The sequence below is a fragment of the Haemophilus sp. HMSC068C11 genome (genome assembly GCF_001815355.1).
GTDB lineage: Bacteria > Pseudomonadota > Gammaproteobacteria > Enterobacterales > Pasteurellaceae > Haemophilus_D.
In genome coordinates this window covers 127,499-149,181 of the sequence record NZ_KV820360.1, presented here as the reverse complement: position 1 = coordinate 149,181, position 21,683 = coordinate 127,499, and the positions used below count along the sequence as shown (strand labels likewise).

The 21,683-nt window shown below is 38.5% G+C and carries 25 protein-coding genes; 19 read left to right on the top strand and 6 right to left on the bottom strand.

Annotation, left to right across the window (positions count from 1 at the left end; all coding sequences use genetic code 11):
• Positions 1 to 6: 6 nt before the first annotated feature.
• The 6 genes from HMPREF3020_RS02505 to HMPREF3020_RS02480 form a co-directional block, all read right to left on the bottom strand.
• On the bottom strand, positions 7 to 669 hold the full coding sequence (locus tag HMPREF3020_RS02505) for an NAD(P)H-dependent oxidoreductase (RefSeq protein ID WP_070775440.1): 663 nt from the start codon (positions 667 to 669) through the stop codon (positions 7 to 9).
• 48 nt (positions 670 to 717) lie between these two features.
• Positions 718 to 1,461 carry a YdcF family protein gene (locus HMPREF3020_RS02500; RefSeq protein ID WP_070775439.1) on the bottom strand — a complete coding sequence of 248 codons (744 nt, stop codon included), beginning with the start codon at positions 1,459 to 1,461 and terminating at the stop codon, positions 718 to 720.
• Positions 1,461 to 2,417, bottom strand: a complete 957-nt coding sequence (locus HMPREF3020_RS02495; RefSeq protein ID WP_049365879.1) for a polysaccharide pyruvyl transferase family protein — start codon at positions 2,415 to 2,417, stop codon at positions 1,461 to 1,463. The genes HMPREF3020_RS02500 and HMPREF3020_RS02495 overlap by 1 nt, the downstream gene beginning before the upstream one ends.
• A complete protein-coding gene (locus HMPREF3020_RS02490) occupies positions 2,414 to 3,937 on the bottom strand; it encodes a lipopolysaccharide biosynthesis protein (protein ID WP_070775438.1) in 1,524 nt (507 codons plus the stop codon). The genes HMPREF3020_RS02495 and HMPREF3020_RS02490 overlap by 4 nt, the downstream gene beginning before the upstream one ends.
• Before the next feature lie 134 nt (positions 3,938 to 4,071).
• Positions 4,072 to 5,832, bottom strand: a complete 1,761-nt coding sequence (locus HMPREF3020_RS02485) for an ABC transporter ATP-binding protein/permease (RefSeq protein WP_070775437.1) — start codon at positions 5,830 to 5,832, stop codon at positions 4,072 to 4,074.
• A gap of 65 nt (positions 5,833 to 5,897) precedes the next feature.
• The gene (locus HMPREF3020_RS02480; RefSeq protein ID WP_070775436.1) at positions 5,898 to 8,081 is read right to left on the bottom strand and encodes a TonB-dependent siderophore receptor; all 2,184 of its coding nucleotides are present in this window, start codon (positions 8,079 to 8,081) and stop codon (positions 5,898 to 5,900) included.
• Positions 8,082 to 8,755: 674 nt separating this feature from the next.
• Between HMPREF3020_RS02480 and HMPREF3020_RS02475 the strand changes: the two genes are divergently transcribed.
• The 19 genes from HMPREF3020_RS02475 to HMPREF3020_RS02390 all read left to right on the top strand — a co-directional run bounded on the left by HMPREF3020_RS02475 (position 8,756) and on the right by HMPREF3020_RS02390 (position 21,569).
• On the top strand, positions 8,756 to 9,946 hold the full coding sequence (locus tag HMPREF3020_RS02475) for a phage major capsid protein (protein ID WP_070775435.1): 1,191 nt from the start codon (positions 8,756 to 8,758) through the stop codon (positions 9,944 to 9,946).
• A 45-nt stretch (positions 9,947 to 9,991) separates the two neighbouring features.
• Entirely contained in the window at positions 9,992 to 10,558 is a 567-nt protein-coding gene (locus HMPREF3020_RS02470; protein ID WP_070775434.1) for an HK97 family phage prohead protease, read from the top strand.
• 1 nt (position 10,559) lies between these two features.
• Positions 10,560 to 11,792: a phage portal protein gene (locus HMPREF3020_RS02465; RefSeq protein ID WP_070775433.1), complete on the top strand. Its 1,233-nt coding sequence runs from the start codon at positions 10,560 to 10,562 to the stop codon at positions 11,790 to 11,792.
• Positions 11,776 to 12,120 (top strand): phage head closure protein, encoded by a 345-nt coding sequence (locus tag HMPREF3020_RS02460; protein ID WP_070775432.1) that lies wholly within the window; start codon positions 11,776 to 11,778, stop codon positions 12,118 to 12,120. Before HMPREF3020_RS02465 ends, HMPREF3020_RS02460 begins: the two co-directional genes overlap by 17 nt.
• Positions 12,107 to 12,421, top strand: a complete 315-nt coding sequence (locus HMPREF3020_RS02455) for a head-tail connector protein (RefSeq protein WP_070775431.1) — start codon at positions 12,107 to 12,109, stop codon at positions 12,419 to 12,421. Before HMPREF3020_RS02460 ends, HMPREF3020_RS02455 begins: the two co-directional genes overlap by 14 nt.
• A gap of 14 nt (positions 12,422 to 12,435) precedes the next feature.
• A complete protein-coding gene (locus HMPREF3020_RS09325) occupies positions 12,436 to 12,792 on the top strand; it encodes an HNH endonuclease signature motif containing protein (protein WP_083315420.1) in 357 nt (118 codons plus the stop codon).
• Positions 12,793 to 13,026: 234 nt separating this feature from the next.
• Entirely contained in the window at positions 13,027 to 13,395 is a 369-nt protein-coding gene (locus tag HMPREF3020_RS02450; protein ID WP_070775430.1) for a phage terminase small subunit P27 family, read from the top strand.
• Positions 13,396 to 13,402: 7 nt separating this feature from the next.
• Positions 13,403 to 15,070, top strand: a complete 1,668-nt coding sequence (locus HMPREF3020_RS02445) for a terminase large subunit (protein WP_070775429.1) — start codon at positions 13,403 to 13,405, stop codon at positions 15,068 to 15,070.
• On the top strand, positions 15,067 to 15,351 hold the full coding sequence (locus HMPREF3020_RS02440) for a hypothetical protein (RefSeq protein ID WP_070775428.1): 285 nt from the start codon (positions 15,067 to 15,069) through the stop codon (positions 15,349 to 15,351). Before HMPREF3020_RS02445 ends, HMPREF3020_RS02440 begins: the two co-directional genes overlap by 4 nt.
• Before the next feature lie 93 nt (positions 15,352 to 15,444).
• Positions 15,445 to 15,813, top strand: a complete 369-nt coding sequence (locus HMPREF3020_RS02435) for a hypothetical protein (RefSeq protein ID WP_070775427.1) — start codon at positions 15,445 to 15,447, stop codon at positions 15,811 to 15,813.
• Between the two features lie 94 nt (positions 15,814 to 15,907).
• Positions 15,908 to 16,882 carry a hypothetical protein gene (locus HMPREF3020_RS02430; RefSeq protein WP_070775426.1) on the top strand — a complete coding sequence of 325 codons (975 nt, stop codon included), beginning with the start codon at positions 15,908 to 15,910 and terminating at the stop codon, positions 16,880 to 16,882.
• 196 nt (positions 16,883 to 17,078) lie between these two features.
• Positions 17,079 to 17,282: a helix-turn-helix transcriptional regulator gene (locus HMPREF3020_RS02425; RefSeq protein ID WP_070775425.1), complete on the top strand. Its 204-nt coding sequence runs from the start codon at positions 17,079 to 17,081 to the stop codon at positions 17,280 to 17,282.
• Between the two features lie 10 nt (positions 17,283 to 17,292).
• Positions 17,293 to 17,637: a hypothetical protein gene (locus HMPREF3020_RS02420; protein ID WP_257281705.1), complete on the top strand. Its 345-nt coding sequence runs from the start codon at positions 17,293 to 17,295 to the stop codon at positions 17,635 to 17,637.
• Positions 17,638 to 17,747: 110 nt separating this feature from the next.
• On the top strand, positions 17,748 to 18,359 hold the full coding sequence (locus HMPREF3020_RS02415) for a host cell division inhibitor Icd-like protein (RefSeq protein ID WP_070775598.1): 612 nt from the start codon (positions 17,748 to 17,750) through the stop codon (positions 18,357 to 18,359).
• Positions 18,352 to 18,582, top strand: a complete 231-nt coding sequence (locus HMPREF3020_RS02410; protein ID WP_070775424.1) for a hypothetical protein — start codon at positions 18,352 to 18,354, stop codon at positions 18,580 to 18,582. Before HMPREF3020_RS02415 ends, HMPREF3020_RS02410 begins: the two co-directional genes overlap by 8 nt.
• Before the next feature lie 10 nt (positions 18,583 to 18,592).
• Positions 18,593 to 18,796 carry a hypothetical protein gene (locus tag HMPREF3020_RS02405; protein ID WP_070775423.1) on the top strand — a complete coding sequence of 68 codons (204 nt, stop codon included), beginning with the start codon at positions 18,593 to 18,595 and terminating at the stop codon, positions 18,794 to 18,796.
• Positions 18,783 to 19,355 (top strand): hypothetical protein, encoded by a 573-nt coding sequence (locus tag HMPREF3020_RS02400; protein ID WP_070775422.1) that lies wholly within the window; start codon positions 18,783 to 18,785, stop codon positions 19,353 to 19,355. The genes HMPREF3020_RS02405 and HMPREF3020_RS02400 overlap by 14 nt, the downstream gene beginning before the upstream one ends.
• 23 nt (positions 19,356 to 19,378) lie before the next feature.
• Positions 19,379 to 19,804 carry a hypothetical protein gene (locus HMPREF3020_RS02395; RefSeq protein ID WP_070775421.1) on the top strand — a complete coding sequence of 142 codons (426 nt, stop codon included), beginning with the start codon at positions 19,379 to 19,381 and terminating at the stop codon, positions 19,802 to 19,804.
• Positions 19,788 to 21,569: a DNA primase family protein gene (locus HMPREF3020_RS02390; RefSeq protein ID WP_070775420.1), complete on the top strand. Its 1,782-nt coding sequence runs from the start codon at positions 19,788 to 19,790 to the stop codon at positions 21,567 to 21,569. Before HMPREF3020_RS02395 ends, HMPREF3020_RS02390 begins: the two co-directional genes overlap by 17 nt.
• Positions 21,570 to 21,683 lie beyond the last annotated feature (114 nt).

Below are 21,683 nucleotides of genomic sequence, written 5' to 3'. Positions count from 1 at the left end.
AATAGATTATTCAACCCAAGTAACGATTTCTTCAATTGGTCTACGTGATTTTTTAGTAATGTCTCTCGCACGATAACCAAATGTTGCTGCCACAGATACGCCCCATTCATTTGGATCAAAGAGACCTTCAGCGGTTAAAGTTTCATTCATTTTATCGTAGTTAAAGCCTTCAATAGGGCAAGAATCTACACCGATAGCGGCGGCACCAGTGAGCATATTGGCTAATGCAATGTAGGTTTGTTTGCTTGTCCAGTCAAATAATGCACGCTCGCTTTCTGCGGTTTTCATTTCAACTTCTTGTAAGCCTTTATATTTTGCCAAGGCTTTTTCTAACTGCTCACCTTGTAAACCTCTACGCACCGCTACATCACGGAAGAAAGGCGTGTCATAGCGTGCATTTTTCTTCGCAAGAATGATCACTAAATGGCTACAATCATCTAATTGATATTGCATACCCCAGCTAAAAGGTTTGAGTTTATCGCGTAATGCTTTATTTTGAATCACTAAGAACTTCCATGGCTCAGAGCCGACAGAGCTTGGTGATAAACGAGCAAATTCTAAAATTGCCGCGAAATCTTCTTGGCTAATTTTTTTATTCGGATCGTAATAACGTGTGGAGCAGCGATTTTCGAATACCTGAAGCATTTGTTCGCGTGTAATTTGACTCATGTTTTCTTCCTCTTAACATTATCTAATTTGTGATCTTTCGACCGCACTTTAGCGCTCTTTCCAATATCCAATCCACTCTTTGAGTAATTGCATATTTTTCGTAATCGCGCCACCTTGTGGAATAAAATGCATCATATTGAGTCCATAACTGTCAGGCGTAATGCCTTCACCTACACTTGCAGGTAACACATCAAAACCTTGTTGTTGGAACAATAATTTTGCACGTTGCATATGCCATTCATTGGTGACTAAAATAATTTTGTGAATACCTTCTTTTTCCAACATTTGTTTGGTGAAAAGGGCATTTTCTTTGGTAGTAAGAGCTTTAGGTTCAATCCATTTAGTGGGCACATTAAAGAAGTTTTTGAGTTCTTCCGCAGCGATTTTTGCTTCAATGGCGCCAGTTGGACTCGCCCCTGTAATTAATAATGGCAAGTGCGTTTCTTTTTGCAAGAATGCGGCATAGCGTAAGCGTTCAAGTTGAATACCTGTTGAAGCTAATGGTGCATAAAGCTCTTTGTTATCACGTAAACCACCGCCAAGTAAAACGATCGCTTGCGCTTGTTGATAATCTTGCAGAGTTAAATGATCTTCAGTAATGAGACTGTCTTTAAGTACTTGTGCAGTGTAAGGAATGCTTAAAAGATAGAGTAGAGAGAAACCAAGTGCGGTCGAAATTCGGCTTAATTTTTTGAAATTGAATTTAGCTAGAATAAGTGAAAGTCCCCATAAAATTAAAATATTAAATGGGGGAAGAATCATGGTTGTAATCAGTTTTTTCAATTCAAACATTATTTATCCAATTCAACAAAATCTAATTCTTTGGTCCATAATTTGGCATAGCTACTATTTTTGCCATAAGAGTTATCGCAAACACGATTTGGAATTTCTAACAAGCAAGAGAAAATATGACCATGTAAGCGAGTTGTGGTGACTTTATCATTCGCTAAGAATACTTGTGCAACACGTTTTACAATGCGTTGAGTATAGGCATACCAAAACTGATGGCAAAGATCTTTCAGCCAACCCAGACCAAATTTATTGGCTATTTTACTCATTCGCCAGCTTACTGCTAAAACAACATCGTCTTCTGTTGAAAGAATATCTTCCCAGTCTTTTACATTGCTGTTAGCAGGCAGTTGAGCAAGGATATTTTTCTCGATATCACTTGCTTCAATATCTTTACGTAGGAAGTAAAGTTGCTCACCAGTTTTGCCTTGTTTCGTTTCCATGGTGCCATAAAGCTGATGAGCCATGTCCGGTGATAAATAAACATGATCAGAAAATTGAGCAAATAGATTCGCGGTTCTTTCGTCACGAGCCAGTAAATGACAATCACTGTGGCTACGGAAAAGTGCGGCTGATTTTTGCAGATTTTCTTCGTGTTTAAAATAAGCAGTTTGTGGCAGCACAATAATGCGATTATTCGGGAAATGCGTCACCATTTCTTCACGGATTTTTTGATGCTGCGGATAAAGATCGCCAAAATTACCGCCACCATGTAAAAGGATGGTGGTGTTTGGTGTAATTTTCGCTTTAACTTCTTCAAGATCTAAATCATATTCGCAACGTTTTAAGGTCACATTAATATGGTGATCTTTAAAAAATTGCTCGGTTCCGTGATAAATCAGCAAATCGCCCACGTTCAAATGAAGCGGGTAGTCGAAATAAAATACGTCGTTTTTATCTTTGATCAGTTCGACAATAGGATTCAGTTTGTTTTTTAAATCAATAAGGAGTTGATTCATTTTTTTACTCTTTTCTTTAAATAGCTAAACAAGAAATTTTTTTCAGCTGTGTTTAATCCGAAGATTAAAATGACACAGATTAATACCATTTCTAAAATGATGGATTGTCCAACAAATTCCAATAAAGAATAACTGCGGGTAGTATCGGATATATAGATGATACCTAATAGCAGACCAAACACCACGCCAACATTCATTAAATATGAGACAAATTCTTTTTGGTTAAATTTAATTTTTTTATTAATAAAATATAATCGATAGATTTGTGAGATGACCATCGTACTAAATTTACCCACAAAGGCAAATACTGGATTATAACCTAGTGTGAACAAATAATAAGCCAAAGGCACCGTACAAAGATCGATTAACGCGACGATGATATTGTATTGTTTTACGGTGGATGTGCCAATGGCTAATGCACTCATCCAAAATGCCCCAGCCATTGCACTGATTAATAAGCAAGCAATAATAGCTTGTACGAGTTGCTCAGTATATTGTGGAAGATGATCGCCTAGCCAAAATGTCAGTAAGGTATGGGTGAAATACAATACAGGGGCAGAGAGAATCGCCATTAAATAAAGTGAATATTTTGAAATACCAAGAATTAATTGGCGATTGCGATCGTAATCTTTTGCTGCATAAGACTGAACCAACTGCGGATTAGCCGCCATTTGGAAATTATTCACAAAGCTATAAACAGCACCTTCTACTTGTGTTGCAATGGCAACAGCTGCGTTGACTGCTACACCAAAGAATAAGTTAGACACCATATTTAAGCCTTGGGTCGAACCTACATAGGCAACTTGCCCCATAAGCATCCAACCTGAAAAACTCACCATTTCTTTGGTTTTGCTTAAATCTTTATATAAACGGAAACGTGCAGCTTCTTTGAAATAATATTTAGTGAATAACACATAAAGAGAGAGCACAATTAAGCTGACTGAAAGCAATAAGCAGCCATAAGTAATCAACTTATCGTAATGTGTGATGTGGCTTAAGATAAAGACAGAAGTCAGTTTTAAGATAGTTTCACCTAATCCCAACCAAGCATAGAATCCCATTTTCTCGTGTGCAACAATCATGGCATTGAATGGCACCTTGATGATTTCAACAAGGGCAATAATTAATGCTAATTGGTAAACGATATTTGCGGCTTGCAAGCGTTCAGCGGGGATCACCAATTTGTGATTTAAAAACCATAAACCGACGGTTTCGGCTAACACGAATACGATAAAAATAATGAGTAGGTGATTTAAGATGCTAATATTAAAGACTTTATTGACGCGTTGAATATCATTCGAGGCTTTTTCTACGTTAATAAAACGCTGAGTGGTGGCGGTCATTGTGCCATTAAAAAAGGAAAATAAGACCACAACCCCCATCACAATGTTGTAGATACCAAAATCTTCTACACCCAATACCTGTAATACCACACGAGAGATATACAGCATGGCTCCCATGTTGAAGAGCATGCGGATGTAAAGAAATAGCGTATTTTTTGCAATGGTTTTATTTGACATTGTGAAAATGAAATTAGAAAAATTGGGGGAATTATAGGGGGGATTGGTGTGTGTAGCAAGCATTGTGCAAGTTCTAGGTAGCCGTATAGGCCTTATAAAGAGAAAAGGCTAAATATAATTTAGCCTTTTGTTATTTATACGATGCAGACTGCCAGATCTAATTGCTTGTTATGGAATTGATGTAATGTACCACGATGGCCGACACTTAGAATGATCATATTTGGTAAGCGCTCTTTAATCGTTTTATAAAGGAGATACTCTGTTGGCTCATCAAGTGCTGATGTGGTTTCATCTAAAAAGACCACTTCAGGCTTCGTCAGTAAAATCCGAATAAATGCCACACGCTGTAATTCACCCGGTGACAAAATCGCTTGCCAATCGTTATCTACATCTAAGCTATGAAGATATTTATCCAAACAACAATCTGCCAGTGTTTTTTCCAATTCAGGATGATAAGGGTCGATATCCGGATAGCAAATCGCTTCACGTAGCGTACCTTGTGGCATATAAGGCCGCTGCGGTAAGAATAAACTGGTCACACAAGGATGTTCCACCAGACCAACAGTCTCAAAAGGATAAATCCCCGCCATCGCTTTTAATAGCGATGTTTTCCCTGTGCCAGATGGACCTTGAATTAATAAAGCATCACCATTTTTTAACTCAATATTTAAGTTATTAAGCAACAATCTGCCTTGGTCATCTTTAATACCAAAATTTGATAACGCTACACGGTTAGAACATTTCATGGGTTGATGAACCTCTAAATGATCTAATTCATCCAATTTAGTCATAAAACCATAAAGACGATTTAAGCGCGCTTGGTAGAGCGTAAATTCTTCATAGAACAAACGGAAGAAAGAAAGTGCGGTCATTAATCGGTTAAATGCTTGCACAGTTTGGTGCATATCACCCAGTTTGATTTGTCCAGTGAAAAAACGAGGCGCTTGCAGCATTAACGGTAAAAGTTTTGCAACACGCGTGACACTTCCATTAAAGCCATCTAATCCCAACATTCTCAACACAATTGCCCAACGGTTATGAATGATTTCGGCGAATTTGTTTTTCAGTAAATGCTGTTCTTGCTGTTCACCTTGATAGAACGCGATACTTTCCGCATTATCTCGCACTCGAATTAAAGAATAACGGTAGTCACCATTGAGTTTTTCTTTATTGAAGTTCAGTTTGATCAACGGATGACCAATCCAAACAGACATCAGTGTTGCGAGGATAATAAAAGCATAAATAAAGAAAACGACGCCTTTTTCGATATTCAAGCCAAAAAGACTTAATACGCCTGAGAGAGACCAAAGGATGATAGTAAATTCAATGGTGGTCAGAACAGAATTAATCATGCCACGTACAATAGTAACAGTGCTGCTGATAAATTCACGTGCATCTTGCTCAATACGTTGATCAATATTATCGGGTAGCTCTTTTTCGTATTTAAGACGATAGTATTTTTTATTTTCTAACCATCGTTTAACAAGGACTTTATTTAAGCTTTCCAACCAACGGATTTCAAATACTTGTTGCAAGAAATAATCGGCGATGGAGTGGATAACTTGTACCAATACTAAGAGGGCATTCAGTTTTGCAAAGAACCAAAACTTATTCGCATCTAATTCCTGCATTGAGCTATAAAGCCCATTATAGAAAAAAGAGTTGAGTACGCTGAAGCGCACTTCTAATAAAATCATGGTAAACAACACCAGTAGCATAACGATGATTTTGATGCTGTTACGGCGATTAATCGAAGGGGATGCAATATGCCAAAACTTTTGACCAAATGTGGTTTGTTTTAGTGCTATCATCACCATGCTAAAGCATAAAACTACCCAGAAAAGTGCGGTCAAAATCCAGCTTAAACTTGAGTTAAGTTCAGTTTGCCAATTCATTGATTATCCATAAAGTAAAAAACGAAAAAAGGGCGAAATGATTCGCCCTCGTCTTGTGCGCTCAATTAAAACTCAACTTTCGTGTTGAAGATAAATTCACGTCCATAACCTAATGCAACAGGGATTAACGTGTTTGTTGCGTTACCAGAGGTAGATGGATAGTAAGTTTTATCTGTTAAGTTTTTACCGTTAATTTGGAAAGACACTTTCTTGCCAGAGATTTTGGTATCGTAAGCAATAAAGGCATCATATACCACGGCATGAGGTAATTTGTATGCTTTTGTGTAATCACTGTTATAAGCATGCCAAGAGCCTAAATAACGAGCACCCCCACCAACACGGATGTTACCAAAATCAAATTCACCTACGTTATAAGCTAAGAATAGAGAAGCTTGATGTTTTGGTACACCTGAAAGTTGTTGATTTACCGCATCAGGATAAAGCTCATTTTCAAGTGATTTTACTTTGGTGTAGGTATAGTTAGCCGCTACGCTTAGACTATCCGTAATTTGACCATTAAGATCGAATTCCACACCGCGAGAACGTTGTTTGCCGACGATATTTAATTGTGCATTTGAACCCGAACCAACTGCTTCTGCCACATTACGTTTGGTGATATTGAATAATGCAAGTGTCGCGTTGAAGCCAGAGTTTTCGTATTTTGCACCAATTTCAAAAGATTTACCTTGTTCTGGTTTTAAATCGCCGCTAACAGGTGTTGCCACACTCATTTGTGGACGGAAAGACTCAGCGTAGTTAGCAAATGTCGCAATATGTGGCGTAAATTTATATACAGCGCCTAATTGATACAATAATTTACCATCGTGTTGATCGGTATTTCCGGTTTTGGTTAGATTTTGACCTTTTTTACAGTTTGCTGCATTTAAGCAGTGACGTCCTGCAAATTGATCAAAGTACTCATAACGTAAACCACCCGTCATGATAAAGTTATCTGTAAAGTAGGCGGTGTCTTGAATATAAACACCAACGGTTTTGAGATAGTTATATTGGTAGGCGTTGCCATTACCATTTTTATGTGCTGCAACAGGGCTGGTATAGTTTGGATTATCAATATTGATATCAGAATTCATGATGCCTTGGTTATAAATAGGTCCAATATCGCGGATATTACGCATGACATCTACACCAGCTACAAAACGGTTAGCAATATCACCAATACCAAATTCACCAACGATGTTTAATGTACCGCTATGAACACGTTGATCGCCTTGTTGCTGTTCAATCGCACGGCGGGCTGTACGAGTTTTCACGTTAATATTTGTAATACGAGCTTGATTGTAGAAATATTTGTAACGAGCATAGCTATAACCAGCATTTAATTTCCAACCGTCACTCAATTTGTGTTCGATTTTGAAATCAATGTTATCGGTTTTTGCGGTTGTTTCATTATTTGGTTCATCTAAACGACGCGATACAGGAATGTCCGGTAAGGCATTCGTCGCCGTTAAAAGGTTTGTGCCACGATCAAATGGCTCAAGAATATCTTTGTGTTCATAAGAAAGAAGTACTTTAGTTTTATCATTTTCCCAAGAAAGTGATGGCGCGTAAGTCGTATTTTTCACTTTGCCAAAATTACGCCAGTAGTCTTTTTCTTGTTTGTCATAGATAAAGCGGTAAGCAAAACCATTTCCTAAACCACCAGTGAAATCTAATTGGGTTCCCCATAGGCTATGATTACCTAAAGTTCCACCGATAACATAGCGTGGTGTTTGTTGTGGTTTTTTAGTAATGATATTAACCACGCCACCTGGATCTTGAATACCATAAAGCACAGATGCAGGCCCTTTTAAAACTTCAACGGTTTCAGTTGTCGCGCTAAAGTTTTTAGCTGGGCCAGCTTGTAAACCGTTACGCATAATTGAGTTGTCACGGTTTCCACCAAAACCACGTTTCTGAATAGAGTCAAACATACCACCTAAGGTGTTGGCTTGGCTCACACCACTAACGTTATAAAGTGCATCAATGAGTGATTCAGGCTTGCGATCTTCCAATAGTTTAGTTGAAAGAATATTTACTGTGTTTGGTGTGTCGAATACAGGCACTTCAGCTTTTGATACAACGGATGTCCCGGTTGTTTGATAACCATTTTGTTTGATACCCGTATCTTGAACATTGATTTGCTCAAGTACTTCGGTGTTTGTATTTGCGGCTTGTTCAGTTTCCGCAAAAGTAGACGCGGAGAAACTCGCCAAAAGTGCAGTTGAAATAAGACTTAATTTAAATTTCATAATTGTGTTCCGATATATAACCCGATAGATAATAAAAGAGGCGCAAGTATAGCGAAAACGTTTTCGTCGATCAATGAAAATTATTTTCATTTGAGTAATAGTTGTTTAGAAAGCTTTTCTTCAAATTAAGAGGGGGATAAAAAGAAAAAATCCCAAGCTAAAAAGCTTGGGATTGCAACATGGTGCACTAGCTGAACCCGAATTAGCTTGTATTGTATTGATTTTAAATGTTTATTTTTCAAAGGCAAAAATCTTGTTACTAAGCTTGTTACTAAAAATCAAATTTACTAGAAATTTATGATAGTTTCTGATGCCATAATACCACTAATAAGCCGTGCGTTAAAAATTTTATAGAAAAACTGTTCACCTTGTTCACCAATCCTTAAAACTCTTTATTTATTATATAGTTATATTCTTTTCTATTGTTCACCAACTGTTCACCATTGTTCACCTTTGTTCACCAATCAAAAAAAAGATATCTCAATACAGAATATTTAGTCTATAGCTGTTCAAAATTTAAGCAATCAAACAATTCTAACTTACCGTATCTAAACGTAACTAAACTATTGAAAAATAATGTGTTTAATTAATAATCTAAACGCTATATATTATATTTTGACTTAATAAAAGTCGTCTAAATTTAGACTAAGAAATTTCATAAGGAATAAATGAATATGTTTAAAAAACTAATTGAGTTACGCCAACAAAAGGCGGAAAAAGTCGCAGAAATGCGCTCAATGCTTGAAAAAGCAGAAAAAGAGAATCGTTCATTGAATGAAACTGAATCAGTAGATTTTGAAAAGCTGAAAGATTTAGTCAAACAGATGACTGATGAAATCAGCAAGTATGAAACCGTAGTAGATGAAGAACGTAGCCTAGATGCTCAAACTAAACAGGTAGAACAACGCAACATGAAACAACTTTCAAATGATGAGTTACGCCATTATGTGAAAACTGGTGAACTTCGCAATTTAACTACGGCTAACGGTGAAGATGGCGGATATTCAGTTATCCCACAGTTAGACAAAGATGTAATGAAACGCTTAACAGACGATAGCGTAATGCGCCAACTTTGTAACGTAGTACGCTTACCGGTTGGAGCGAAAGAATACAAAAAATTAGTATCGGCTGGCGGCGCAGCAGTAGAACACGGAACAGAAGGCACAGCACGAAACGGCACAGCAAGCCCGAAACTTCATGAAGTAACAATCGCTTTAAATTCAATCTATGCTTATCCTAAGACTACACAAGAAATCTTAGACTTCTCAAGCATTGATGTTTTAGGTTGGCTAACTGATGAAATTTCTGAAACCTTCACAGAAACAGAAGAAACTGATTTAACTTCCGGTGATGGTAACAAGAAATCAAAAGGCTTCTTAACCTACCAACGCACAACCGAAGATGACAAAACTCGACAATTCGGCAAACTTCAAAAAATTGAAGTAGCAGGTGTAGCGAAGATTGATGCAGATACTTTAATCGATGCGTTCTATACACTTCATAGCAAATACCGTAAAAATGCGGTTTGGGTGATGTCATCAACGATTGCAGCAGCATTACAAAAACTTAAAAACAAAAACGGCGATTATATCTGGCGCGATGGTTTAACAGCCGATGCCCCAGCAACATTATTAGGTCGTCCAGTCCACTTCTTAGAAACAATGCCGACAGGCGGAGCAAACAAAGCAGTAATTGCCTTCGGTGACTTCAAACGCGGATATTTCATCGTAGATCACGAAACAGGCGTGCGAACCCGTCCGGACAACTTAACCGAACCGGGATTCTATAAAGTACACACCGATAAATATTTAGGTGGTGGCGTAGTAGATTCAAACGCTATCAAAGTGATTGAGACAACAGCATAAATCATAGAGGGGCGAAAGCCCCTTTTTTTGCTTAATAGGTGAAATATGAATAAAGAATTTGAAATCCGCTCCGCAACACTTTCAGCCGATGAAGAAAATCAAAAGCTAGTCGGTTATGCGGTGAAATGGAATAGCCCTTCACAAGTGCTTTACTGTGATTTTGTGGAATCCTTTGCGCCTAAAGCTTTCAGTGACAGCCTAGCGAGTGGCGAAGATGTGCGCGCACTCTTTGAACATGACTACACCAAGTTACTAGGTCGAACAAGTGCGGGAACATTAAAGCTAGAAGAAGATTCAACCGGCTTACGCTTTGAACTAACTCCGCCCGATACAACAATCGGAAAAGATTTATTAGTTAGTGTTTCTCGCGGTGATATTACAGGGATGTCTTTCGGATTCAGAGCGATGGAAGAAGAATGGAATTTTGATGTAGAGCCTTATCAAAGAACTGTGATTAAAGCGGATCTATTTGAAGTTACCGTAACAAGTATTCCAGCTTATCCGGAAAGCAGTGTTGAAATCGCTAAGCGTTCGATGGTGGCCGTTAAAGAAAAAACGCAAGATAAATCTACCGCACTTTTAAGCAAGTGGGTTGATGTAATGGGGGCGTAATATGTGGAATCCTTTTAGACGAAAAGAGCAACGCAGCGAACCAATCACTATTGATGAATTCATCTCTTACATGGGCGTAAATAATACAGGCGCGGGCGAATATGTCAGCCCACAAACGGCAGAGGCTCTACCAGCGGTTATGAACGCCGTCACAGTGATTGCCGAGGCGGTAGCATCTATGCCTTGTTATCTTTACGCACTGAAAGAAGATGGGCGAGAAAGAATCTACCGTCATCCGGTTGAATATCTTTTAAATGAAATGCCTAACCGAAATCAAACGCCTTACCAGTTCAAATATACGATGATGCGCCATTGCTTGCTAACTGGTAATGCTTACGCAGTGATTGAGTGGAATAACAAGGGCGAACCTGTAAGCCTTACACCTTATCAGCCGAGCGAAGTAAATATCTTCCGTAAAGTAACAGGCGAGCATATTTACCAAGTAACGGACTTAAACGGAGTAACTAGAAACTACCTTCAAGATGAAATGTTACACCTACGCCATAGTTCCTTTGATGGATTTATGGGGCGTTCACCTGTGACAGTTTGCCGTGAAACGATTGGACTAGGTTTAGCACAACAACGACACGGCGCAGCAATCATGAAAAACGGATTGATGGCAAGCGGACTAATCTCAACGGCTGAATGGTTAGACGATGCGAAAGCACAGAAGGCAGTGAAAGCCTTAGAGCGTTACAAAGGCGCGAAGAACGCGGGGAAAACACCAATCCTTGAAGGCTCAATGGAATACAAACAATTAGGCATGACAAACCAAGATGCCGAATGGTTACAAAGTCGAACCTTCACAATTTCCGATATAGCCCGAATCTACAACATAAGCCCGATTTTCCTACAAGATTATTCCAATAGTAGTTATGCGAACTTCAGTGAGGCTAGTAGAGCGTTCTTATCACAAACCTTGCGCCCATGGCTAACTAACTTTGAACAACAGCTTAAAGATGCCTTAATGATTGACTTAACGAGCAGTAGCAAGAAACGGCACTTAATCGAATTTGACACAAGCGACTTACTCCGCACCAGTCAAAACGAACGTTTCAATAGCTATGATGTAGCGATTAAAGCGGGCGTAATGTCACCTAACGAAGTACGCAGACGTGAAGGCTTACCGCCTTATGCTGGAGGTGATGAATTCAGCCAAGCATGGAAACAAACCGTAGAAGTAAAACGCGGTGATGAGCAAGAATCAGGGGTAAGCGATGGCAATCATGATTAAGGCCGGAAAGTATAACAAGGTGATTAGCCTACAAAAGCAAGTGAACGAACAGAACGACTACGGCGGTATTGTGAGTAAATGGAAAACCGTTGCCAATATCCGGGCGGCGGTTGAACCATTACAAGGTAGAGAGTTCTTCTCCGGTGCGGTGCCATTAAATGAAAATACGGTGCGCATTCGCATACGTTACGGAACTAATGTTGATAACACTATGCGCGTGAAATATGGGAGCCGTTCGCTAGAGATAATGAACATTATTGATAGTAAAGAAGCGCACAAAGAACTGCAGCTTATCTGTAAGGAGTTGACCGGCAATGGTGGAAATTAATTTAACGATTGATGAAATCAAAGCGCACTTAAATCTTGATCACGATTTAGATGATGAGTTACTGGAAGCCTATAAGGTGGCCACATTAGAAGTATGCCAAAAACATATTGGCAAAACCTTTGGGGAAGAAGAAACGGAAAAGACCATACTTTTTACCCCGGCTATTAAGATTGGTTGCTTAATGTATATCGCCTATCTCTACACGAACCGAGAAGCCGTCACAGACTTAGCCAACCTTAAACCGGCACCTATGACGATTTCCGCATTGTGGGAAGTGTATAGAGAACCGTGCGCTTACTAAGGATTTAGTAACCGATGCCATACCAACCGTTAAGACGTTGTAGCTATCCCGGATGTAGAAACAAAGTAAAGTCCGGTAGATGTGAGGAGCATAAACCTAAGGACAACCGCCCAAACAGTAGCGCACGCGGTTACGACCACAAGTGGAGCAAATACCGCGAACAATACTTAAAGCATCATCCCCTTTGTGTGATGTGCTTAGAGCAAGGCAAATATACTCCGGCAACAGTGATAGACCATATCAAGCCGGTAGAGAACGGACAAGCCGATCCGTTGTTTTGGGTAGCAAGCAATCATCAGCCTTTATGCCGTGATTGTCACAGCTATAAAACACGAGTGATAGACCAACGCGGATTTGGTGCGAAGAAATGAGGTGTTGTCATGATGACAATGCGAGGGAAAGACGGAAATCCGTCTATTTAACAGAATCAATGCGTTACGTTTAACCTTATACAGAAAGCAATTTTGCGTTTTGTTTTAGAATCAAATGGTTAAACAGAATTTGACTGGGTGGGGGCAATTTCAAAAAGAAAGGCTCAATCCTACGGAACCGCCCTCCCAACTCAATTTTTACGCAAGGCAATTTTTTTGAAAATAAGGAAATGTATGAGTAAGAGAAGAAACTATAAAACCCCTGATTTTTTAGATGGTATCGCTAAAACCAAATGGAAAAGCCGAATTAAACAACTTTCAGAGCGTGGCGATATTAAAGCAGAAGATTTAACGAACCTTGAAATTTATTGCGAAAACTACGCAATTTGGCGTCATTCCGTAGCAGATTTAGCCAAAAATGGCTTCATTATTGTGAATAGTCAAGGCACTCAATCAAGAAATCCAGCCTTATCAGCGAAAGCAGATGCCGAAAAAGTGATGATTAAGATGTCATCTTTGCTAGGTTTCGACCCTGTCAGCCGCAGAAAAAATCCTATTGAAGTAGATGAAGAAGATGCGATAGATGAAATCCTAACTATGTAGGCGAAATATGGAAATATGGCAAGCATACGCAGAGAAAATCAAATCGGGTGAGTTAGTGGCTTGTAAGAAGATAAAACAAGCCGTAGAGCGTTATTTTAACGATTTAAACAATCCCGATTATTTCTTTGATGATGGAGCAGTTAATAAGTTTTTAGCTTTCTCGAAACTATGCCCACACGTTAAAGGACACTTACGCGGACAGCCTATTATCCTTTCAGATTGGCAAGTCTTTCTCTTTGCCAATATTCTAGGCTTTAAGCGTAAAGACACAGGATTAAGAAAATATCGCTCCGCTTACGTTCAAGTAGCAAGAAAGAACGCTAAATCAACGATAGCAGCCGTTTTAGCTAACTGGTTTCTAGTGATGGAAGGCGGACAGCAGGATATATACACCGCAGCCGTTAGTCGAGATCAAGCAAGGATTGTTTTTGATGATGCTCGTCAAATGTGCTTACTTTCAGCTCCATTGAAAAAACGCCTTAACATTCAACAACACAAGCTAATCAATCCGAAGAACAATAGCATTATGCGACCGCTTGCCGCTAAATCCTCAACGATTGAGGGAACTAACCCTAGTTTAGCTATTGTAGATGAATATCACCTACACGCAGACAACAGCGTATATAGCGCGTTAGAGCTAGGGCAAGGCGCACGCCCTGAAGGTTTACTCTTTGCTATTACAACAGCCGGAAGTAACGTTATTTCAGCCTGTAAACAGCATTATGATTATTGCGCTCAAATCCTTGAAGGAAATGATCAGAATGAAAGCCTATTTGTGTTGATTTTTGAGTTAGACGAAGAAAACGAAATCGACAATCAAGAGAACTGGATAAAAGCAAATCCGAATATAGGTAAATCCATTCCTTACCTTGATTTTGAGAACACTATCAAGAAGGCTAGGGGTATTCCGTCCGAATGGGTAGAAATGCTAACTAAGCGCTTTAATGTATGGTGTCAAGGCTCTACGCCGTGGCTAGGTGATGGAAACTGGGCGCAATGTGAACGGAAGTACACTGAAAGCGATTTACTTCATCAAGATTGCTATTTAGGGCTAGATTTATCAAGTACCAACGACTTAACAAGCCTTTGTTATACATTCCCACACGGAAACAAAGTGCGCTTGCTTACACGGCACTACATTCCCGAATTCCAACTTAACAACGTGGCAAATAAAAACCGCGCAATGTATCGAAACTGGGTGCGCAGTGGTTGGCTAATAGCAACGGAAGGGGATTGCATCGACTACGACAAAATCAGAGACGATATTCTGAAAGATGCTGAACGTTTCAATATCAAAATGACAGGCTTTGATGTATGGAACGCAACCCATTTACGAACACAATTACAAGCGGCGGGGCTTGAAGTAGAGCCATTCCCGCAAACATACCAACGATTTAGCCCAGTGGCAAAAAGTGCGGAAGTTTTAATAAACAGACAGATGATAGAACACAACGGCGATCCGGTGCTTACCTGGGCGTTATCCAATGTGGTGATGGAAACCGATGCCAACGCCAACATAAAGCCAAACAAGAAGAAGGCCGCAAACAAAATCGATCCGGCAGTAGCTTTCTTGATGTCATTCGGCACCTATCAACTTGAATATGGCGATCTGATTTTTGAGTTATCAGAAGAACACAAACAGGCATTGGAACAATTTAATGGGATTGATTTATGAGATGTAAACAGGCAAAACAAAACTTACTTCTTTCAGCGGTGAATCACTATAAAAAATCGACCGCACTTTTTACCTTTGTCAGCCTTTACGATGATGAAGAACCCTATCCAATAAGTGAAGTTATTCACGCATTAAAATGTAAATGTAATGCGGCCAAGCGAGAAATAGACAGCCGACCAAATAGCCCGAATATGGACGCGTTAGAAACGATTTACTTTATTGCCAAGAAACAACTTGATGCCATGCTAAAACAGCAAAAAAGAATCAATGCCGGTAAGTGATGAATAATAAAATATTTTCCTTATACTATTGAATTTTCCCCCCTTTGTTACTATGTTATTTGCTATAATAACCAGTAAAAATAAGGGGGAACTATGGGTCTGATACTAGTTGCAATAAAGTGTATGGTTGCTGCTTTTTTTGTCGTATTAGCAATAGTTACCTTTCAAGACTGGTGGTTTATTGTGGCCTTTGGTTTAGCCGGCGGGCTTTCATTTACTATCGGTTGGCTTATTTACGATGAATATAAGCGCCGGAAAGAAAATAAACGGTTGGTGGACGAGCGAGAAAAAAGAAAGAATAGTTGGGTAGAACATGAAATTAATCGTCCGATTATTCAAAAGACTTTACAGAAGCAGAAAGAAAATAAGCCACTTATTACCGGCACGATAAACTGGATAGACGGCAGCACCGGCAAAGAAACCACTTTAATAGATATTAGTATTGATATAAAAAACAAGTAACCGAATAAAGCGCACCTAGGCTGATCCCCGAAAGCAAGAAACCTTATCTTGTTGGTGCGTTCCTATCATGAGGGTAAATGCGAAAGGGGCGTTTATGGAAATCAAGATACCATCCAAAAATGTGTATTCATTAAAAGAGTCTTTAGAATATCTATCTAGAATAGGTGGCAATCATGGATTGACCATTAAAGATTTATTAGATTTTGCTTATGAAGGAAAATTGAGAACTGTTATATTTTTGACAGGTGGTAGAGATTTTGAAACGAGTGAAAATAACTGTAGAGCTAAATTATTCACACTCAATAACAAGCAGCTTGATAGTGTTTATTACATAAAAAACGAAAGTGTTGAAGTGATTTATGACGAAATAGAAATAAGTGAGGTTAAAAACCCACTTCATCATAAAGAAGTGAAAGAGTGCGAGGTAGGCAATAGTCAGCTTCTTAATGTATATTTTCAGCAAATAGTAAAGTCTAACCGAACAATGTCTCGGTATCCTTATGAGAAGATAACACTAATTAAAAGCTATTCGGAACGAGAATTATTGGATAATGTTGAAGGGTTTAGCTTTCTTGGATATTTTAAAATTGAAAATAGCTTATATTATGGGGATAGAGAAAAAATAATTGATGATGGATTTATAATTAAAGATTTTATGTCACTATTTGAAAGTATAGTGGAAAATGGAACTAAGCTATCCTTTAAGTTAGAGCCAAAGAAAGAGAAAATGATTTATAGGTATGGTTACCCCGATTTAAAAATTTCTTTAGATGATATTTTTATCTTACATGATGATTTAGCTAAATGTTTTGGATTCTTCAAGGATAATGAGTCAGAACCTTTGAAAGAGGAAAGGCTAAAACAGCATTTAGAGTATGAAGGTGATTTACCTGAAAAAACTAATGCGGATAAGCTAGCTGAATTTATAGAACTTATCATAAATCCTACATTACTTGAAAATGGTAAATTGCCAACTTATAGCAAGCTATATTCAAAATTGGATCACACATACCGAGGGAAAAGAAGTATTCCCGCTAAAAACACCATAAAAAAATATCTTAATCAATAGCCGGTATTTACCGGCTTTTTTGTTGCTTGAAATGATCAAAACACATAAAAAATAGTTCATTTGTTCATTGAACTAGTTCATTTGTTCATTTTTCCCCAAAGTACAAGCCATACAAACATAATTCACCCCGTGACGTCGCAACTCAACGCGGTTACTTAAAACTGCATAAGTCTAAACATAACAAGGGTGATTCCTCATGAACCAAACTCAAAAAGTAAATCAAAAACTCATTCCAGGCAAAAGTGTTTGCCGTATCGTAGGCTTTCAACGCACCAAACTTAACAAACTAGTGAAAGAAGGCAATTTCCCACAACCGATCCGCTTTTCACAAAACTTTGTCCGCTGGGATTTAGAAGAAGTGAATCAATGGATTGAAGAACAAAAAGCCGCGCGCGCTTAATGGGGGAAATATGGCGACAAGATTAATGACAATCGCTAAAGAACTTATTTTAAAACCGAAAACAGGTATTAGTGAGAAAGAAAGTTATTTCAACGTTCATTTTCTCAATGCTCGTAATGAGGTCAATGAGATTGAGCGAATTTTAGGGATTGAATTGAACCGAGAACGAGAGGTTAGCCAGACTGGGAAACTGTTTACCCGTTATAGTCTTGCCAATGCGGAACAGGTGGAAAGAGTTGCCAGTTTATACAACCAAAAACTAGCAGCAAAACAAGCTAAAGGGAAACTTCTTGATGAATATCCCATTTCACCAGCGCAAATAGATCAAGTTATTGATGCGCATTTTAAGCAATAGAAAAGACAAACGCCGCAAGGCTCTCCCAAGCGGCGTATTCAACCTTAAGAATCTCTCAAAAGGTAAGTTTAAAAACCATTAACAAGGATCTAAATATGGAAATAATCACCATGAATTTAAATCATATATATTGTAAACAATATGAAATATTTTTCAAGTTGTTTTTGATTGAAATAGCTTTACAAACCACAGTTAATTTTGGCATCATGAACACGCAATCAGAAAAAGTGATTGCCAGCCGTGGAAAGCTGAACTATTCAACATTGGCGAACGACAGCACGCCACAGAACCGTGCTTTTTTTGTTCGTGACATTCGCACACCAAAAGAATATGCGGATTTTGTTTTACATATAAATCCAATCATTCTCTCAATGGTAGAGCGTAATAAGCCGTCTATGACGGGCTGTCTTCCAATGTTGGCAGTTTTCCACCTTGTTACGTTCTACCGCCCGGCCGTGGAAAGTCTAGCGGTAGTTCCTGAAAATATAACATTGGAACTTACGCAAATGTATCAATTCATCTTCGCGGCTATTCGCCGTACTGATTTATCAAATCACCTTCAAAAAATCCGTATCACCGCTGATAGCGAACGCAACGCACGCGCTAAGCTTGCCCGTGAGTTCGTCTTAGTGCTTGCTGGAAGAATCAATCTTCAATCAGACTGCACTTTATCAGCAAATACTTTCCCTTCAATCTCTTTCGCGGAGGTGGCTCATGACTAACCGCATTATCCAAGTAGAACAATGTCAGCTTGAAATGTTAAAGCTCCATATTGATGGACTAGGACAAGTAGAAAGCACGCTCTTAGCATTATCAATTAACCCTGATTTATTCAATGAGATGGATTCTTTTGATATCGCAAACACAATCAAAGGCATCAAAAACCTATTGAGTTATATCAAGATTGATATGGAAGAACGCATTGAGTTTATTGAGAAAAAATAAGGGGTAGGAAATGAGAAAAACAAAAACGGTCAAGGCATTTAAAACACCTTACACACCGGAGCAACTAGAGAAAGCCTGTAAACGTATTAAACAATTCTTAGCTTTCGCTGAAGATTATCTACACACAGGACACTATAAAGGACTAGCAGCATCAATCGAACAAATTAAGAAAGCAGCAACAATTAGAAAGGTGGCAAGAAATGAAACCAACTAACCCAATGGCACAGCTTGAACAATGGAAGAAAAACAATGAGCAAGCAAAAATAAATCAGTTTGTGAATGAAATGAACCAATCCAAAATTGGATTGGTTAAAGGTAACAAGCTCAATATTGAGCCGGTTAAAAGTGCGGTTAAACTCAAATTTGAGAAAAACCAGAATGCAAATTTACATTCTGTAGAAAATACGCAAGGAAACGAGCACAGCGCACCTAAAGCCAAATACCAAGGCAAACTATCATTCAATCCGTTAGTGTTTGAATATACTCAGATTTCTCGCCAATTTAAGCTAATTCATGACAGCAACCGGAAATGCCTTGAAGTTTATCCAGACGAGTTTCATCACAAAGTGAAATTCCGTAATGAACTAGCTGATTTAGTAGGGAAGTTAAAAGCTGGCTCAAAGTTACTTAATGAAATGGCTAAGTCGCAAGGCGTGGAAATTAAAGATAAGTACGGAGCGCTAAAGGGATTTAATCAAGCAAATAACTACTTAATCCATAAGTTTGTTGAAGTGATAGAGCAGATTGAGCAGTTACAGATTGAAAAAAATTGAATTACAAAAAGGGAGCAAATAACATGAAAATCGATATTAATCGCTTAAACGAAACAGAATTCACCGCAATTACCTCTAGAGTAAGACAACGACAAGGGGAAGAAGTAAGCACTATTCCTTACACTATGGCTTGCGTTGCTGAATTAGCTGATATTTTCAGAACTTTCACCCCAGAACAGTGTGCGGCATTGATGCGGGTAAGAAATGAACTCTTATTCCTTCGTATTTATCTTGATGAAATGATATCTAAAGCATCGGTATATCAGCCGCCAGTAAGTGCTATGAGTGATGAAGATGCTGTAAGTAAAGGATTATCTTTGGCTGCTATGGACGGACTGTTTGAAATTCTCTTAACTTTACAAAATGCGGCAGACGCCCGGTTAGCTGAATCAATGCCGAATGGTTATAAGTATGTAGATGTAGGGGGAAAGGATGACAAACTTAATTAAAGCCCCAAATTTTAAAAAACAAGATCAATCTGGGGAAAGTGAAGTAATCATCTGCTTAGGTGTTCAAGCGTGGGATATAGCAAAACATATCGAAGAAAGCACGCTAAGCGGAGATGAGCAAATCTTAAACTCAATTATTCAAGCGGATGGGAAATATCCTTGCGTTGTAGTAGAAGACTTAAGCAAGGTAGAAAATTTTCTTATTGCTCCGAAGAACAGTAGATACATTCGCTTAATTCGCGCCAATAACGCACAGGATATTAATTATGAACTGTTAGAGAAAGTTTACGTAAATATTGCGCAAAATACCGTAGCGGAGAGTGTTATTTATTGCGATGAAAGCGGTCGATTGATAAGTGATGTAAGTCGCTATATTAAACGCATTAGACAAGGTGAAAGCTATCATGGGGAACTTATTGATAAAACAGAGCCTTTAATATCAAATGGCGATGCAACGAATAAGAAAGCTAGAGCCTTTGCCAAATGGTTGAATTTAGATCTTACGGTTGGACGACAAGACAAAAAATTCCGTCATTATAATGGTGCAGTATGGGAGCCGTTAGATGATGATGATTTATTTGAGAGTGCGACTAAGTTGTTTGACGAGTTCAACATTTCTTATAGTGCTAATTCTCTTAATTCTTTAATTGAAACTATGAAGGCTCAAACGCAAAGATTTGGTGAGCAAAAAAATGAGTTACTGGCTTTTCAAAATGGAGTATTAAATCGCACTACTTTGGAATTTACGCCACACGTTAAGGAAAACTGGCTAACTACGCTTATTCCGCATGATTATAGAAATCAACAGGAAAGCACACCTTGCTTTGATAACTGGCTGGATTTTGTCTGTAATGGGGATAAAGATAAAGCCGATAGCATTTTAGCCGCTCTTTATGCGATTTTAACCAATCGTCATGACTGGCAAATGTTTTTTGAAATCACCGGCGAAGGAGGAAGTGGAAAATCGGTATTTGCTAAACTTGCTGAACTTTTAGCGGGTGAAGGTAACACCGAAACAGGGGAGCTAGCTAAGTTAGATGATGAGCTGGGGCGCGGTCGTTTTGTATTTAAAACGTTGATTATATGCCCAGAGCAATCTCGTTACGGTGGCGATGGTAGCGGATTAAAGAGTATTAGCGGCGGTGATAAAGTAAGCGTTAGAACTTTATATAGCAATGCTTACACGGCAGTAATTAAAGCTATTGTCTTGATAGTTAATAATGACCCGACAAGTTTCACAGATCGAGCTGGAGGCATAGAAAGACGTCGAGTTAGTTTTGCTTTCAACAGAGTTGTGCCGCAAAATGAGCGAGACCCATTATTCTTTAGTAAGCTAAAAGCAGAAGTTAGCGGGATTATATATAAGCTAATTCATAAGTTTGAAAATCCTGATTTAGCAAAAAAAGCACTGATTCGACAAATGAAAAGTGAAGAATCTATCGCGATTAAATCTAAGTCAGATCCTATTACTGAATTTTGCGGATACTTCAAAACAATAGAAGAATGCCGCGGCTTATATGTTGGTAATGCAATGACTGGAAGTTGGAGAACGCATTTATATAAAGCTTATCTAGATTTTGTAGAGGCTAGCAAAATTAAATACCCATTATCCTTAAGTTCTTTTCGGGATTCTGTTAAGCAAGGATTAGCGCAGCATAACAATGTCAACGAATACCGCAGAAAAAAGACTAATAGCGGATATATTACAAACGTTATTTTCAAAAATGCGGAAGAATTTAAGAGAGAATTCGGCTGTGATAAATAATGTAATAAAATGAGTTAAGGGGCGAAAGCCCCTTTTTATATGTTCACTAAAAAAGTGAACGGTTTGGAAATTCTGTTCACTGGTTAAATAATTGATTTTAAAATAAAAATGAAG